This window comes from Vagococcus zengguangii (assembly GCF_005145005.1).
Lineage (GTDB): Bacteria > Bacillota > Bacilli > Lactobacillales > Vagococcaceae > Vagococcus_A > Vagococcus_A zengguangii.
Genome location: NZ_CP039712.1, coordinates 1,295,811 through 1,312,792, shown reverse-complemented (window position 1 = coordinate 1,312,792; position 16,982 = coordinate 1,295,811). Strand labels below are relative to the sequence as shown.

The 16,982-nt window shown below is 36.4% G+C and carries 11 protein-coding genes, 1 pseudogene and 1 other annotated feature; all 12 genes and pseudogenes read left to right on the top strand.

What is annotated here, in order from left to right:
- Window positions 1–35 precede the first annotated feature (35 nt).
- A complete protein-coding gene (locus tag FA707_RS06200; protein ID WP_136954197.1) occupies window positions 36–2,147 on the top strand; it encodes an HD family phosphohydrolase in 2,112 nt (703 codons plus the stop codon).
- Window positions 2,147–2,614, top strand: a complete 468-nt coding sequence (gene ybeY, locus FA707_RS06195; protein WP_136953417.1) for an rRNA maturation RNase YbeY — start codon at window positions 2,147–2,149, stop codon at window positions 2,612–2,614. The genes FA707_RS06200 and ybeY overlap by 1 nt, the downstream gene beginning before the upstream one ends.
- Window positions 2,592–3,005, top strand: coding sequence for a diacylglycerol kinase (locus FA707_RS06190; RefSeq protein ID WP_136953416.1), 414 nt, complete (start codon window positions 2,592–2,594; stop codon window positions 3,003–3,005). The genes ybeY and FA707_RS06190 overlap by 23 nt, the downstream gene beginning before the upstream one ends.
- 15 nt (window positions 3,006–3,020) lie before the next feature.
- Window positions 3,021–3,926, top strand: coding sequence for a GTPase Era (gene era / locus FA707_RS06185; protein ID WP_136953415.1), 906 nt, complete (start codon window positions 3,021–3,023; stop codon window positions 3,924–3,926).
- An 82-nt stretch (window positions 3,927–4,008) separates the two neighbouring features.
- Window positions 4,009–4,818, top strand: a complete 810-nt coding sequence (recO, locus tag FA707_RS06180) for a DNA repair protein RecO (RefSeq protein ID WP_136953414.1) — start codon at window positions 4,009–4,011, stop codon at window positions 4,816–4,818.
- Window positions 4,819–4,857: 39 nt separating this feature from the next.
- Window positions 4,858–5,027, top strand: a binding site (T-box leader).
- Between the two features lie 63 nt (window positions 5,028–5,090).
- Window positions 5,091–5,993: a glycine--tRNA ligase subunit alpha gene (gene glyQ / locus FA707_RS06175; protein ID WP_136953413.1), complete on the top strand. Its 903-nt coding sequence runs from the start codon at window positions 5,091–5,093 to the stop codon at window positions 5,991–5,993.
- A 1-nt stretch (window position 5,994) separates the two neighbouring features.
- On the top strand, window positions 5,995–8,085 hold the full coding sequence (gene glyS / locus FA707_RS06170) for a glycine--tRNA ligase subunit beta (RefSeq protein WP_136953412.1): 2,091 nt from the start codon (window positions 5,995–5,997) through the stop codon (window positions 8,083–8,085).
- A 138-nt stretch (window positions 8,086–8,223) separates the two neighbouring features.
- A complete protein-coding gene (locus FA707_RS06165) occupies window positions 8,224–8,985 on the top strand; it encodes a hypothetical protein (protein ID WP_136953411.1) in 762 nt (253 codons plus the stop codon).
- A 266-nt stretch (window positions 8,986–9,251) separates the two neighbouring features.
- Window positions 9,252–9,473, top strand: coding sequence for a DUF2187 domain-containing protein (locus tag FA707_RS06160; RefSeq protein ID WP_136953410.1), 222 nt, complete (start codon window positions 9,252–9,254; stop codon window positions 9,471–9,473).
- Between the two features lie 308 nt (window positions 9,474–9,781).
- Entirely contained in the window at window positions 9,782–12,379 is a 2,598-nt protein-coding gene (clpB, locus tag FA707_RS06155; RefSeq protein ID WP_136953409.1) for an ATP-dependent chaperone ClpB, read from the top strand.
- 143 nt (window positions 12,380–12,522) lie between these two features.
- On the top strand, window positions 12,523–14,346 hold the full coding sequence (gene lepA / locus FA707_RS06150; RefSeq protein ID WP_136953408.1) for a translation elongation factor 4: 1,824 nt from the start codon (window positions 12,523–12,525) through the stop codon (window positions 14,344–14,346).
- Window positions 14,347–14,603: 257 nt separating this feature from the next.
- A pseudogene (gene secA, locus FA707_RS06145) lies at window positions 14,604–16,980 on the top strand (preprotein translocase subunit SecA); the annotation flags it as partial.
- Window positions 16,981–16,982: the final 2 nt, after the last annotated feature.

Genomic DNA, 16,982 nt, shown 5'->3' with positions numbered 1-16,982 from the left:
GGATAGAGAAATTTGACTTGAAATACCTTATAACAATGTCCGTGTTGTTTGGTCTAGTATTATTTGGTTTGATTTTTTCTAGCTTAAGACAGAAGGACATGGATTTTCGCGAAGGTAGTTTAGCTTCGCAAACAATTCGTGCGAACAAAACAATAGAAAATAAAGCAGAAACGGAAGAGAAACGTAAGTTAGCTGAAAGTGCGATTGCACCATCCTATAATTACGATGAGCATATCGCGACTGAACAATTAGATAAATTAACACGTTTATTTGACTATGTGACAAAGGCTAAAGAAGAGGTAGATAAGGCTGCTATGGCTTCAGCGAATGGCAAAAATAAAAAAGCTGCGCCAACACTGGGAGATTATGTTGCAAATTTAAAAGGACAATTTGAAAAAGTTGATGAATTAGACATGCCTTACTTTACCTCAATTCCTGATTCAGTCTTATCTAAAATGTTTGAGTTAAGTACCAGTAACTTGTCTAATGTTAAAAGTCAATTAAACAAAGTCATTGCAGATACAATGGAAAATCATATTCATGAGGATACGTTGGCTGATTATCGTGAAAAAGCTAAAGATAGCATAGACAAGTCATCGTTGACGGATCAAGAGAATTCGTTGGCAAACTCTTTAATCAGATTGACGTTAGTCCCTAATGAATTCATGGATGAGAAAAAAACAGAAGAGTTAAAGAAAACCGCACGTCAAGGCGTTAATCCGGTCATGATTTATCATGGTGAAGTGGTCGTTCGTGAAGGAGTTCAAATTGATGCTCGTGCCATGAATAAATTAGAACTATTGGGTATGACAAACAAAGATACCAGTGTCTTTCCTTATGTTGCTTTGGTGCTAATGATTGTATTGCAGTTAATTAGTCTGGTATGGATTGTGCGAGATTCTGATACCCAAGCTAAGCGATTCCGTGTATTCCATTCTTATGTCTTTTTAATGATCTTATCGGTGTTGTTAATGAAAGGTTTATCACTTTTTCAAACAGAAGCTAACCCGTTTATTCCGTTGCTATTTCCAGTAGCACTTGTGCCGATGATCTTGAATATGTTTGTCAGTCGTCGCGCAAGTATATTAGCGGCACTGTTCCAAGTAACGTTTTGTTTGTTTGTTTATTATGATTTAGCAGGTACTAGTAATTTATTACTTATTTTAAGCGTCTTAATCTTTTCGGGGATGATGGCGACCTTACTGAGTTCACAAAAATTGGGACGCCAACGTTCTAAAGGAATTTTATGGTTGTTTATTTTCCCAACAATTTTTGTCTGTGTCTTAGTTATCTATCAAGGAATGCAACTGTCAGATACAACCACTTTAGGTGCGATAATCTGTACAATGATAGGGAGTCTAATTAGTTTCGTTTTAGCGATAGGGTTACATCCCTACATTGATTTATGGTTAAACGACGATAGTATGATTGTCTTAAATGAGTTAAGTAATCCGACGCAACCGTTATTAAAACGTTTGTTGGAAGAAGCACCGGGAACATATCATCACTCAATGATGGTAGCTAGTTTAAGTGCCAATGCAGTAGCCGCAATTGGTGGACGTTCTTTAGTAACACGTGTGGCGTGTTATTATCATGATATCGGGAAAATTAAGTATTCTAATTTCTTTGTCGAGAACTTACCGCCCGATGCAGATAATCCTCATGATTTCTTATTACCAGAAGATAGTAAGGAGATTATTTTCTCTCATGTCACTGAAGGTGTTAAGATATTAGAAGAAAATCATATGCCAAAAATGGTGATTGATATCTGTCAACAACATCATGGTACTACCTTGATGCAATTCTTTTATCGATCAGCCCTGGAACGTAATCCTGATTTGAAAGAAGAAGATTTCCGTTATCCTGGTCCTAAACCACAAACTAGAGAAGCTGCAGTGGTCAATATTGCGGATACATGTGAAGCCGGTGTGCGTGCAATGAAACAACCGACTAAGGAGTCTATTACGGAATTTGTTTCTAATACCATTGAACGTCGTATTAAAGATGGTCAGTTAGATGAATCAGGCATTACTTTAGGAGAACTAAAAATAGTTAGAGAGTCTTTAATTAATGGTTTATGTAGTACGTTCCATTCACGAATTGAGTATCCGAAGTTTAAAGACGAGATTGAAGGGAAGTCAAAATAATGGAAATTTATATTGAAGATAAAACAGGTATGGTTGAACAAAAACATTTAGATGATATTGTTGATGTTTTAAATTTTTCAGGTCAACATTTACAATTAGATGAAGCAACTGAAATGTCAGTCACCATTATGGATAATAACGACATTCAAACATTTAATCGTGAGTATCGTGGCAAAGATGTGCCAACCGATGTGATTAGCTTTGCGATTGAAGATGAGGAAGATATTCCAACTGAATTGCTAGAAGAAATGGGATTGCCACGTAATATTGGAGATATTTTAATTTCGATTGATAAGGCAAAAGAACAAGCCAAGGAATATGGACATAGTTTTGAACGTGAACTTGGCTTTTTAGCGGTACATGGTTTCTTGCATTTAAATGGCTACGATCATATGAATGAAGAAGATGAAAAAGAGATGTTCGGCCTACAAAGAGAGATTTTGGATGCCTATGGACTACAACGATAAGAAACAAATCGATAAAAATTACCGCTTCTTACAATCGTTAAAGTACGCTATTAACGGTGGGAAAATAGCCTTTATCGAAGAACGAAATTTTCGTTATCATTGTGTCCTAGGAATTTTCGCTGTGATCGTTAGTATTTACTTTAAAATTTCGCTAGGGGAATGGTTATGGATTACCTTTGCCATTTTCCAAGTGTTGATGATGGAAATGCTAAATACGATTGCTGAGAATCTAGTAGACATGTACACGTTACGTAACTATCATCCGTTAGGGAAAAAAGTAAAAGATATGGGAGCTACGGTTGTATTGCTAAGTTCAATCTTTGCGATGGTAGTCGCTGCCTATATTTTTATCCCGAAAGTTTGGCCGATTATTCAAAAAATTATTAGTTAAGAAAGAGGAAATAACATGGAACAAAAAACATTCCGTTCAGGTTTTGTGGCGATTGTTGGTCGTCCTAACGTTGGGAAATCAACGTTATTAAACCGTGTGATTGGTCAAAAAATTGCCATCATGAGTGACAAAGCACAAACAACAAGAAACAAAATTCAAGGAGTTTATACAACCAACGATAGCCAGATTGTCTTTATCGACACACCTGGTATTCATAAACCTAAACATAAATTAGGCGATTTCATGGTAGAGTCTGCCTATAGTGCCTTACGCGAAGTGGACGCGATTTTATTCTTAGTGAGCGCTGATCAAAAGCGTGGCCCTGGTGATAACTTCATTATTGAGCGCTTAAAAAACAGTGATGCACCAGTTATTTTAGTCATCAATAAAATTGATACCATTCATCCAGATAAATTATTACCGATTATTGAAGATTATCGTGAACAAATGGATTTTGCCGAAATTATTCCAATTTCAGCAACGCAAGGTAATAATGTTGATAATTTATTAGAAAAATTAACAACTTATTTAGAAGAAGGACCTCAATACTATCCAGCTGATCAAATTACTGATCACCCAGAGTACTTTGTTGTGTCTGAATTAATTCGTGAAAAAGTGTTACAATTAACGCACGAAGAAGTGCCTCATTCAGTGGCAGTGGTCGTTGATTCGATGACGCGTGATGAAAACGATAAGGTCCACGTACAAGCCACAATTGTCGTTGAGCGTAATAGCCAAAAAGGTATCTTAATCGGTAAAGGCGGAAAAATGATGAAAGATGTCGGTATCCGTGCGCGTAAAGATATCGAATTATTATTAGGAAACAAAGTTTATTTAGAAACTTGGGTTAAAGTTGAGAAAAACTGGCGTGATAAACAACGCTACTTAAAAGATTTCGGTTACCGCGAAATGGATTATTAACTCTATTCAACACACAACAAGTCAGTGTTTGGGCTCGTTGTGTGTTGTTTCTTGCAATTAGTAACGATAAAGGGGTGGGAAAATGTCAGAAGTCAATGAAGTCAACGGCTTGATTTTGTTTAGCAAAAAACATCGAGATAAAGATAAACTTGTGAAAATTTTTACTGAACAACAAGGTAAAGTGATGTTTTTTATGCGTAATGCGATGAAGAAAAATAATCCTCTGACAGCGGCAACGCAACCTTTTTCGTATGGTACGTATATTGGGAAAATAAATCAAGACGGGTTATCGTTTCTTAATGCGGCCAAAAACGTCGAAAGTTTTCGCAATATTCAGCAAGATATCTTTTTAACAGCCTACGCGACGTATATTTTGAATTTAGTTGATGTGGCGATTGATGATCAGACGTATGATCCCGCTTTATACGGCTTTACTCGTGATATATTGAAGCTGATGGACGAAGGTAAAGACCCTGAAATTTTAACCAATATTTTTGAAATTCAACTTCTTAATCGTTTTGGTTTAGAATTTGAATGGATTCATTGTCGGATTTGTGGCGAAGTCCATGGTAAGTTTGACTTTTCTTCAGCTTACTTAGGGGTGATCTGTGAGAAAGATTTTTATCGTGATGAACGTCGCTATCACGCGTCACCTAAAGCCATGCATTTTATCCGGATGTTTTCTAGTATTTCGTTAGAACAAATTCATTCAATTTCACTTTCTGCTGAAGTTAAGCAAGAGATTCGCCGGACGATAGATATGATTTATGAGGAATACGTCGGGATTTTCTTGAAGAGCAAGAAGTTTATTGATGACATGAGTAACTGGCAAAATATCTTATTGGATAAACAAACAGAAAAATCGGATAATCCTAGCAAAGATATTGACTAGTTACTCAATAACGGCTATGATAGACAGGAAGATAATTAAATAGTTGCGAAGAAAAAGAAGAGTAAGATTAGCTGTTTTTAAAGAGAGGCTAGGGTTGGTGTGACTGGCTAAATAGACAATCTGAAGGGCGCTTTGGAGCAACCATAATGAAGATGCCAAAAAGTAATTTTTGGAATTAGGGTGGAACCGCGAAAATTTTCGTCCCTATGTTTAGACAGTCGTCTAGGCATAGGGGCTTTTTATTTTAGTCAAAATCGTAAAGGAGAATACACATGACAACAGGATTAACTGTACAAGAAATGATTTTAACCTTACAAAACTTTTGGTCAGAGCAAGGTTGTATGTTAATGCAGGCATACGATACGGAAAAAGGGGCAGGGACAATGAGCCCATACACGTTTTTACGTGCGATTGGCCCAGAACCATGGAATGCTGCTTATGTTGAACCTTCTCGTCGTCCAGCTGATGGTCGTTATGGAGAAAACCCAAACCGTTTATACCAACATCACCAGTTCCAAGTGGTAATGAAACCATCACCTGATAACATTCAAGAACTATACTTAGAAAGTTTAAAACGTCTAGGCATTAACCCGTTAGAGCACGACATTCGTTTTGTTGAAGATAACTGGGAAAATCCATCAATGGGGTGTGCTGGTTTAGGTTGGGAAGTGTGGTTAAACGGCATGGAAATCACACAGTTTACTTATTTCCAACAAGCGGGTGGTTTAGAATGTAACCCGGTAACAGTCGAGATTACTTATGGTTTAGAACGTTTAGCGTCATACATCCAATCAGTGGAAAGTGTTTACGATTTAGAATGGAAAAAAGGCGTTAAATATGGCGAAATCTTTATCCAACCTGAATATGAACATTCAAAATATTCATTTGAAATTAGTAACCAAGAAATGTTATTAACATTATTTGAAATGTATCAAGCTGAAGCACAACGTTGTATCGAAGAAGGGTTAGTTCATCCAGCGTATGACTTCGTTCTAAAATGTAGCCATACGTTTAACTTATTAGATGCACGTGGGGCAGTATCAGTAACGGAACGTGCGGGCTACTTATCACGTATTCGTAACATGGCCCGTCAATTAGCGAAGAAATTCGTTGAAGAACGTGAAAAATTAGGATTCCCATTATTAAACAAAGACACACAAGAGGAGGAAGCATAACATGTCAAAAACATTTTTATTAGAAATCGGTTTAGAAGAAATGCCGGCACGTTTTGTGACTTCATCAATTAAACAATTTAAAGCGGCAATGGAAAAATTCTTAAACGAAAATCGTTTAGCTTACAGTGAGATTCGTACTTACTCAACGCCTCGTCGCTTAACGTTAGAAGTATTGGAATTAGCTGAAAAACAAGAAGACATCGAAGAAGAAGCTAAAGGACCTGCAAAAAAAATTGCAGTTGATGCCGATGGTAACTGGACAAAAGCAGCCGAAGGGTTTGCACGTGGACAAGGTGTTGCAACAGATAAATTATTCTTTAAAGAAATTAAAGGCGTGGAATATGTTCACGTTGATAAATTCATCCCTGGTGAAACAGCCCAAACGGTTTTAGCTAATGTTTTAGATACGCTAAAAGGAATTCATTTCCCTGTAACGATGCATTGGGGTAACCATACAACTGAATTCATTCGTCCAATTCACTGGATTGTCAGCTTATTAGACGATGAACTAATTGATTTACAATTTTTAGATGTGAAAAGTGGTCAAACAACGCGTGGTCACCGTTTCTTAGGTCAAGAAACAACTATTAACCACCCATCTGAATATGTGGCTAAATTAAAAGAACAAAACGTTTACGCTGATGCCGAAGAACGCAAAGCCTTAATTGTTAAACAAATCGAAGCTTTAGCAGCTGAAAATAACTGGGTGATGAACTTAGATGAAGAGTTACTAGAAGAAGTTAATAACATTGTGGAGTACCCAACCGCTTTTGCTGGTAAATTTGATGAAAAATATTTAGAAGTGCCTGAAGAAGTCTTAATTATTTCAATGAAAGAACACCAACGTTACTTCGAAGTGCGTTTCCAAGATGGTCAATTAGCGCCATTCTTCGTGGCAGTTCGTAACGGTAATGCTGACTTTATCGAAAACGTCATTGCAGGGAACGAAAAAGTATTGGTAGCGCGTCTTGAAGATGCAGTCTTCTTCTATGATGAAGACCAACAACATTCAATCGAGTCTTACGTTGAACGTCTGAAAAAAGTAACGTTCCATGAGAAAATCGGAACCACTTATGAAAAAATGCAACGCGTCGCTAAAATTAGTGAAATCATCGGTCAAGCAGTTGGCTTAACAAGTGAAGAACAAGTTGATTTAGCGCGTGCAGCAGCGATTTATAAATTTGATTTAATGACAGGTATGGTCGGTGAATTCCCAGAATTACAAGGCATTATGGGTGAGAAGTATGCCTTACTTAAAGGTGAGAAACCAGCTGTAGCACAAGCCATTCGTGAACATTACATGCCTGTTTCTAGTGAAGGGGCCTTACCTGAATCAACAGTCGGTGCTGTGTTAGCAATGGCTGATAAATTAGATTCTGTCTTAACATTCTTTAACGCTGGTATGATTCCATCAGGTTCTAATGACCCATATGCATTACGTCGTCAAACTTACGGAATTGTGCGTATTATTGAAGCTAAAGGTTGGGATTTAGCGATGTCTAATATCTTGCCAATGATTAAAGAAGCAATTAATGAAGACCCAGCTACTTACGGTGTAACCATTGATGAAAACCGTGAAGCAGTCCTAGACTTCTTCAATGCCCGTATTAAACAATTATTAAATGGTAAAAACATTCGTCATGATATTATTGAAGCAGCCGTAAATGTCGAAGATGTTGAGATGAGTCAAGCGATTGAAGTTGCACGTCTATTACAAGATAAACAATCAACAGATTCATTCCGTCCAACAATGGAAGCCTTAATCCGTGTCATTAATTTAACACGCAAAGGGCAAGAATTAATGGGGGAATCATTAACAGAAGCTGTTGATGCCTCATTATTCGAAACAGCTGAAGAAAAAGAATTGGCAAATGTGTTAGCTAGTGTTGAAGCGACTTATGTGGAATTGTCACTTGCTGATAAATATCAAAAATTAACTGAGTTAGCACCATTGATTACCAAATATTTTGATAATACAATGATTATGGCGGATAATGAAGCAGTTAGAAATAACCGTCTACGCCAATTAGCGAAAATTGCTAGAATGATTTTACCAATGGCGAAAATTGATTTATTAGAAATTAAAAAATAATAGACAATAAACAGACAAAACTTAAGGATTCAAGACGAATCCTTAAGTTTTTGTTATGTGTTGAATGAAATATTAGTGGCCACATCAATTACGGTGTAAAATAACTAATAGAACTAGGTAACTAAGGAGGAACAAGTCATGCCGTTAATCGGAAGAATTGATTTTAATTATGAAACAACTAATGAAAAAAGTGTGAAAGAAAGTATTAAATGGTTACTAAATGGGATGAAACGTTTAGAAGGGCCTTTAGGTTTTAAATATGAAGAAAAACCACTAGGTGAGCGTCATGAGATTACCTTTAATTTCTCTGGAGAAGAGCCGCGTAATGTTTATTACAATATCAATAGTTTGTTATACACGTTATCACGCCCTGAACATATTGCCAAAGGTGAAACTATTGAGGAGGTATTAAAACATGTAGATGTTTTGACAGCCAATAATGTGACGATAAACTTAAAATATTATGTGATTGATATGAGTTTGCAATTTTTAGGTCAATATTACGTTGAAACGAACTTAAAGAAAATGCCATTGATGCGCTTTAATTCTTTAGGTCGTCGTCCAGAATATAGTGTGGCTTTTCATCAAATGATTCAAAGTAGTATTAGTATTCCTACTCAACAAACGACTTATTATCAAAAAACAAATTGGGAAGCGAACGAATTACCATTTGAATGGAGTATGATTCGCGAACATTTACCAGAACGCTATGTTTCAGATGTTTTTATTGAATTAGTTCATGATTCCATCAATAATGCGGTTAAAATTCATCAAAATCAAAACCAAAAAGACCAGCCAGAACAAACAACTGAAAAAATTATTGATCAGTTAATTGAAAAAGGACAGTACGGATTAGGTAAATTTATGCTTCGTCAAGATTTTAATCAACAATTATTTTAAAAAACGCTTTCATCTTATTGTTTTTTGTTATATAATAACTATACGTTAAATAGTTGGAGAGGTTATACTAATATAATTAGACAACTTTGTTAAACGTTTTACCTAAATGGAAGCGTTAAACTCCGAATGTTTATTGGATAAAAAAGTCAAATATTCCCTTTTTTGTGTCATATTATTTGTTTTTTTAGTTATTTAATGTTAAATTGTTATTATATTATTTTGGAGTAATATAAAGTATTTATTTTGAAGATTGGGAGTTGTTTATTATGGGTATTGTTGAAATTGGTCAAGTAGTTGAATTTACATCTGAACTGTTGAGTGGCAAAGCTAAAGGAATGGTCGAAACGTTATATGACAATTCTTGTATTGTGTCCATTCAAGCATTTGATGAAAAAGATGACGCAAAAGTCCATGAATTAATTAACCGTATGGTGGTTAGCTATCGTGATATCGCAGTGAATACTGCTGAAGTAGCAGTAGTGGCATAATTGAATATATACTGAAATTATTTATTGTTAAAAAAGAAAGTCTAGCAACTGCTAGGCTTTCTTTTTTTGTGATTGAGAAGTAACATTAGTTAATTATGTTCTTGTTTAATCATTTCTTTATAAATGATGGTGTAATGGTAATAATCTATTTATGACGTATCTATTAGATTCTATCGTGCGCATCTTTTATAAATTATCCCTACATTTAACGTGTTATTTTTGCTTATTACTTTTTATTTTTTTAAATTAGGAATAAAATAGAGTTATAGAGCGATAAGCTTAAATCAAATGATAGGGGGAGTCTTTTTATGCAACCAGATAAAATGACCACAACAGTGCAACAAGCCATTGCAGAAGCACAACAAATTGCAATGCATAGAAAACACCAAGAAATTGATATTCCACATTTATGGAAGGCTTTAGTTCAACCTGGTAATTTTGCTTATAACTTTTATCAAGATCTAGGACTATCAGTCGATGACTTTTCTAAAAAAATTGAAATGGAACTAGATCGAATCTCCGTGGTTGAAGGGAATATTCAGTACGGTCAAACATTTAGCCGTAATTTATACCAAGTTTTTCAAGAAGGCCAATTGATTATGAATGAATTTCATGATGAATATTTATCAACGGAGATTGTGTTACTTGCTTTAATGAAATTAAACAATCATCCGTTAACAGTTTATTTGACTAGTCATTCGATTGGTTATAATGAATTGAAAGCACATATTGAACAAATGCGAGGAGGAGAGCGTGTGACATCTGAAAATCAAGAAGAACAATATGAAGCGTTAGAAAAATACGGAATTGATTTAGTGAAACGTGTTCGTGAAGGAAAACAAGATCCTGTCATCGGACGTGACGAAGAAATTCGTGATGTGATCCGTATTTTATCTCGTAAAACGAAAAATAATCCGGTCTTAATTGGTGAACCAGGTGTTGGTAAAACAGCGATTATTGAAGGGCTAGCACAACGTATTGTGCGACGCGATGTACCAGAAAACTTAAAAGATAAAACAATTTATTCATTAGATATGGGGGCTTTGATTGCCGGTGCAAAATATCGTGGTGAGTTTGAAGAACGTTTAAAAGCCGTCCTTAAAGAAGTGAAAAAGAGCGATGGTCAGATTATTATGTTCATCGACGAAATTCATACGATTGTTGGAGCAGGTAAAACAGAAGGTAGTATGGATGCAGGTAACTTACTAAAACCAATGTTAGCACGTGGTGAGTTACATTTAATTGGTGCGACGACCTTAGATGAATACCGTGAATATATGGAAAAAGACAAAGCGCTAGAACGCCGTTTCCAACGAGTAATGGTAAATGAACCGACTGTCGAGGATACGATTAGTATTTTACGTGGCTTGAAAGAACGTTTTGAAATTCACCATGGTGTGAATATCAATGACAACGCTCTAGTGGCGGCGGCAACAATGTCAAATCGTTATATTACTGATCGCTTTTTACCAGATAAAGCCATCGATTTAGTCGATGAAGCGTGTGCGACAATCCGTGTTGAAATGAACTCTATGCCAACAGAACTAGACCAAGTCACACGTCGCTTGATGCAGTTGGAAATCGAAGAAGCTGCGCTGAAAAAAGAAAGTGATGACGCCAGCAAAAAACGTTTAGAAATGTTGCAAGAAGAATTAGCAGAGCTACGAGAAGAAGCCAACAACTTGAAGATGAAATGGGAAACCGAAAAAGAAATCGTGAATACCATTAGTCAAAAACGTGGTGAAATCGAGCAAGCTAAACACGCTTTAGAAGACGCTGAAAATAATTATGACTTAGAGCAAGCGGCTATTCTTCGTCATGGTAAAATTCCTGAATTAGAAAAAGAATTGGCTGAATTAGAAAAACAAAATGAAACGTATGATAATCGACTTGTACAAGAAGCTGTAACCGATCATGAAATATCAGTTGTCGTCGAACGTTTAACCGGTATTCCTGTTCAACGTTTAGTCGAAGGAGAGCGTGAAAAAATCTTACGACTAAATGATACCTTGCATGAACGTGTGATTGGTCAAGATGATGCGGTTGAAGCCGTTGCTGACGCAGTGATTCGTTCACGCGCTGGTTTACAAGACCAAAACCGTCCACTAGGTTCTTTCCTATTCTTAGGACCGACAGGTGTCGGTAAGACCGAATTAGCTAAAGCCTTAGCTGAGAACCTATTTGACTCTGAAGAGCATATGGTTCGTATCGATATGAGTGAATATATGGAAAAACATACGGTGTCACGTTTAGTCGGAGCTCCTCCAGGTTATATTGGTTATGAAGAAGGCGGTCAATTAACGGAAGCCGTTCGACATAACCCTTATACCATTGTTTTACTTGATGAAATTGAAAAAGCACATCCTGATGTCTTTAATATTTTATTACAAGTCCTTGATGATGGTCGTTTAACCGATAGTAAAGGACGTACGGTGGACTTTAAAAATACCGTGATGATTATGACAAGTAATATAGGTTCTCAAATTTTATTAGATGGTTTGACGGCAGAAGGTGAGTTTGCTGAAAACACTGAAAAAGATGTTCAAAACATGTTACGCGCCCATTTTAAACCAGAATTCCTAAATCGGATTGATGAAACGATTTTATTCAAGCCGTTAACGTTAGCTAACATGAAAAATATTGTCGTGAAAATGACGAAAGGGTTAGCTCAAAAATTAGCTGAACAAGAGATTGAACTAGAAATATCGGAAGAGGGACAAGATTGGATTGCTGAAAATGCATACGAGCCAGCATTTGGTGCACGCCCATTGAAACGTTTCATTACGAAACAAGTTGAAACACCACTTGCTAAAGAAATAGTGGCTGCGAAAATCTTACCAAAACAACGCGTAACGATTACGGTAGCAGACGATACCTTAGTATTTGAAACAAGTGACCAAGTTTAATGAAGAAAGGGAACTCTATGAGTTCCCTTTTTACGTGTTTTTACCAGATATTTATTGAGCTTTTGATAAAGATTCTTTAAAATTAAGAAGAATATTGTTATAATAGGAAATGCTGATTGAAAAAGAAAGTAGGAACTAAATAAATGGACATTAAGAAATTAAGAGAAAGACAAAGCAAAATTCGTAACTTTTCGATTATTGCCCATATTGATCACGGAAAGTCGACGTTGGCTGACCGTATTTTACAACAAACAGAAACAGTTTCTAGTCGTGAAATGCAAGACCAGTTGTTAGATTCAATGGATCTTGAAAGAGAACGCGGCATTACTATTAAACTAAATGCAGTTGAATTAACCTATACTGCGAATGATGGCGAAGAATATATTTTTCACTTAATCGACACACCAGGACACGTCGATTTTACTTATGAAGTATCACGTAGTTTAGCAGCTTGTGAAGGAGCTTTATTAGTCGTGGATGCAGCGCAAGGGATTGAAGCACAAACGTTGGCAAACGTTTATTTAGCCGTTGATAATGATTTAGAGATTTTACCCATTATTAACAAAATCGACTTACCAGCAGCTGACCCTGAAAAAGTTCGTGAAGAAATCGAAACCGTAGTGGGAATTGATGCATCAGAAGCCGTGTTAGCGAGTGCTAAGTCTGGTATCGGGATTGATGAAATTCTAGAACAAATCGTTGAAAAAGTACCTGCACCAGAAGGCGATTTAGATGCGCCATTAAAAGCGTTAATTTTTGACTCGGTTTATGATAGTTATCGTGGGGTTATCCTTAATGTCCGCATCGTGGATGGTATGGTAAAACCAGGTGACAAGATTATGTTGATGCAAAATGGTAAAACATTTGATGTCACAGAAGTAGGAATCTTCTCTCCTAAACCTGTTCCTCGTGACGTGCTATCGGTTGGTGATGTAGGTTATATTACTGCTAGCATTAAAACGGTTCAAGATACACAAGTTGGGGATACCGTGACGCTAGCCAATAATCCGGCAACGGAAGCCTTAGAAGGTTACCGTAAAATGAATCCAATGGTTTATTGCGGTCTATATCCAATTGATACGTCGAAGTATGTAGAATTACGTGAAGCCTTAGAAAAATTACAATTAAATGACTCAGCTTTAGAATTTGAACCCGAAACATCACAAGCCTTAGGATTTGGTTTCCGTTGTGGTTTCCTAGGATTATTACACATGGATGTTATTCAAGAACGTTTAGAACGTGAATTTAATTTAGAATTAATTACGACAGCACCATCAGTTATCTATCATGTAACCAAAACAGATGGGACTGAATTAGTCGTTGATAATCCAGCTGAATTCCCTGAGCAAGGCGTGATTGATCATGTTGAAGAGCCTTATGTCAAAGCATCGGTTATGGTACCAAACGAATACGTTGGAGCTGTCATGGAATTGTCACAACGTAAACGCGGCGAGTTCATCACGATGGATTACTTAGACGATTACCGTGTGAATGTGGTTTATGAATTACCATTATCAGAAATCGTTTATGATTTCTTTGATACATTGAAATCAAGCACTAAAGGGTATGCGTCACTTGATTATGAAATCATCGGCTACAAACCAAGTCGTTTAGTGAAGATGGATATCTTATTAAATGCTGAAAAAGTTGATGCCTTGAGCTTTATCGTTCATAAAGATTTTGCTTATGACCGTGGTAAAGTGATTGTTGAAAAATTAAAAGCTTTAATTCCACGTCAACAATTTGAAGTGCCAGTCCAAGCAGCAATTGGTCAAAAAATTGTGGCCCGTTCAAACATCAAAGCCTTACGTAAAAATGTTTTGGCGAAGTGTTATGGTGGAGATGTTTCTCGTAAACGTAAATTATTAGAGAAACAAAAAGAAGGTAAGAAACGTATGAAATCTATTGGATCGGTTGAAGTGCCACAAGAGGCGTTCATGGCTGTTCTTAAGATGGATGAAGATTAAAGTTAATCAAATATTTTTTGAAAGATAATATAAAACCTGACATCCAGACATGTGTTTGACTGTCAGGTTTTATTGCTATTCAAAAGCTTTTTCAAACTAATTATCTTGAAGTGGGAAACGCAAGAGAATCTTTAGATTTCAGGCCTATATTATGAAAAATGTTTTTATTTTTGTAATATTAATGATAGAATGAATAGTGATACGATTTCAAAGTTGTTTTATGAAAAAAGTGAGTTATAGAAGGGAACGATAGCTAAATGAATTTCATTAAGAAAATCATTGAAAATGATAAAAAAGAGATTAAGCGCTTGGAAAAAATCGCTGATCAAATCGATGCATTGGGAGAGCAAACAGCTGCTCTAACTGATGAACAATTAAAAGCAAAAACTGATGAATTTAAATCACGTCTTGTTAATGGTGAAACGTTAGATGATCTTTTAGTTGAGGCTTTCGCAGTAGTTCGTGAAGCAGCTAAACGTGTGTTAGGTTTATATCCATATAAAGTACAGATGATGGGTGGTATCGTATTACATAACGGTAACATTCCAGAGATGAAAACGGGTGAAGGTAAAACATTAACAGCGACAATGCCAGTTTATTTGAATGCATTAACAGGCGAAGGTGTGCACGTTGTTACTGTCAATGAGTACTTATCAACGCGTGATGCGAGTGAAATGGGAGAGTTATATAACTTCCTTGGTTTAACTGTAGGGTTAAACTTAAACTCAAAATCTTCAGAAGAAAAACGTGTAGCGTATGCTTGCGATATTACATACAGCACAAACAGTGAACTAGGATTTGACTACTTAAGAGATAACATGGTCGTTTACCGTGAACAAATGGTTCAACGACCACTTAACTATGCGATTGTCGATGAGGTTGACTCAATCTTAATTGATGAGGCGCGTACACCTTTGATTATTTCGGGTCAAGCAGAGAAATCAACTGCCCTTTATACGCGCGCAGATAACTTTGTGAAACGCTTGAAAGAAGACGAAGACTACAAAATTGATGTCCAATCTAAAACGATTGCTTTCACTGATGAAGGCATTTCTAAAGCGGAAGAAAACTTTGGTTTAGACAACTTATATGATATTGATAACACAGCGTTAACGCATCATTTAGATAACGCCTTACGCGCGAACTTCATCATGTTAAAAGATATTGATTATGTGGTTCAAGAAGGTAAAGTTATGATTGTTGACCAATTTACTGGTCGTATCATGGATGGTCGTCGTTATTCAGATGGCCTTCACCAAGCAATTGAAGCCAAAGAAGCGGTTGAAATTGAAGATGAAACGAAAACAATGGCCAACATTACTTACCAAAACTTCTTCCGTATGTATAAGAAACTAGCTGGTATGACTGGTACAGCTAAAACAGAAGAAGAAGAGTTCCGCGAAATATATAATATGCAAGTTATTCAAATTCCAACGAACCGTGAGATTGCTCGTGATGATCGTCCTGATTTATTATATCCAACCTTAGAAAGTAAATTCCAAGCAGTTGTTCAAGATATCAAAGAGCGTCACCGTAAAGGGCAACCTGTCTTAGTCGGTACTGTTGCGGTTGAAACATCGGAGTACATTTCTCAATTATTAACAAAAGAAAAAGTGCCACACGAAGTCTTGAATGCGAAAAATCACTTTAAAGAAGCCGAAATTATCTTAAATGCTGGTCAAAAAGGTGCCGTTACAATCGCCACTAACATGGCCGGTCGTGGGACCGATATCAAGTTAGGTTTTGGTGTGAAAGAATTAGGTGGTTTAGCAGTAATCGGAACGGAACGTCATGAATCACGTCGTATCGACAATCAGTTGCGTGGACGTTCTGGTCGTCAAGGAGACCCAGGTGTTTCTCAATTCTATTTATCATTAGAAGATGATTTAATGCGTCGTTTCGGATCAGACCGAGTGAAAAACATGTTGGAACGCTTCAAAATTGAAGGTGAAGATGCGGTTATTCAAAGTGGTATGTTATCTAAGCAAGTAGAAGGTGCTCAAAAACGCGTTGAAGGAAACAACTATGATACACGTAAAAATATTTTGCAGTACGATGACGTAATGCGTGAACAACGTGAAGTAATTTATGGTCAACGTAACCGTGTTATAACGGAAGACAAAGAGTTAAGCCCGATTGTATTAGGTATGATTGAACGTACCATTGATCGTGTTGTAACGGACCATACTTCTGCGGAAAATCAAGCGGATTGGAATTTAGAAGGTATTTTAGACTTTGCCAAAGCTTGCCTTGTACCAGAAGATTCAATCAAGATGAGTGATATCGAATCAAAAACACCAGTAGAAATAAAAGATTTCTTATTTGGTAAGGCAAAAACTATTTTTGAAGAGAAATCACAACAATTAAACGGTCCAGAACAATTACTTGAATTCCAAAAAGTAGTGGTACTTAAAGTGGTTGACCAAAAATGGACAGATCATATTGATGCGATGGATCAATTACGCGAATCAATTGGCTTACGTGCGTACGGACAAAATAACCCATTAGTTGATTATCAACAAGAAGGTTACATGATGTTTAATAACATGATTGGTGCCATTGAGTATGATGTAACCCGTATCTATATGAAAGCTCAAATTCGTCAAAATGTTCAACGTGAGCAAACGACACAAGCC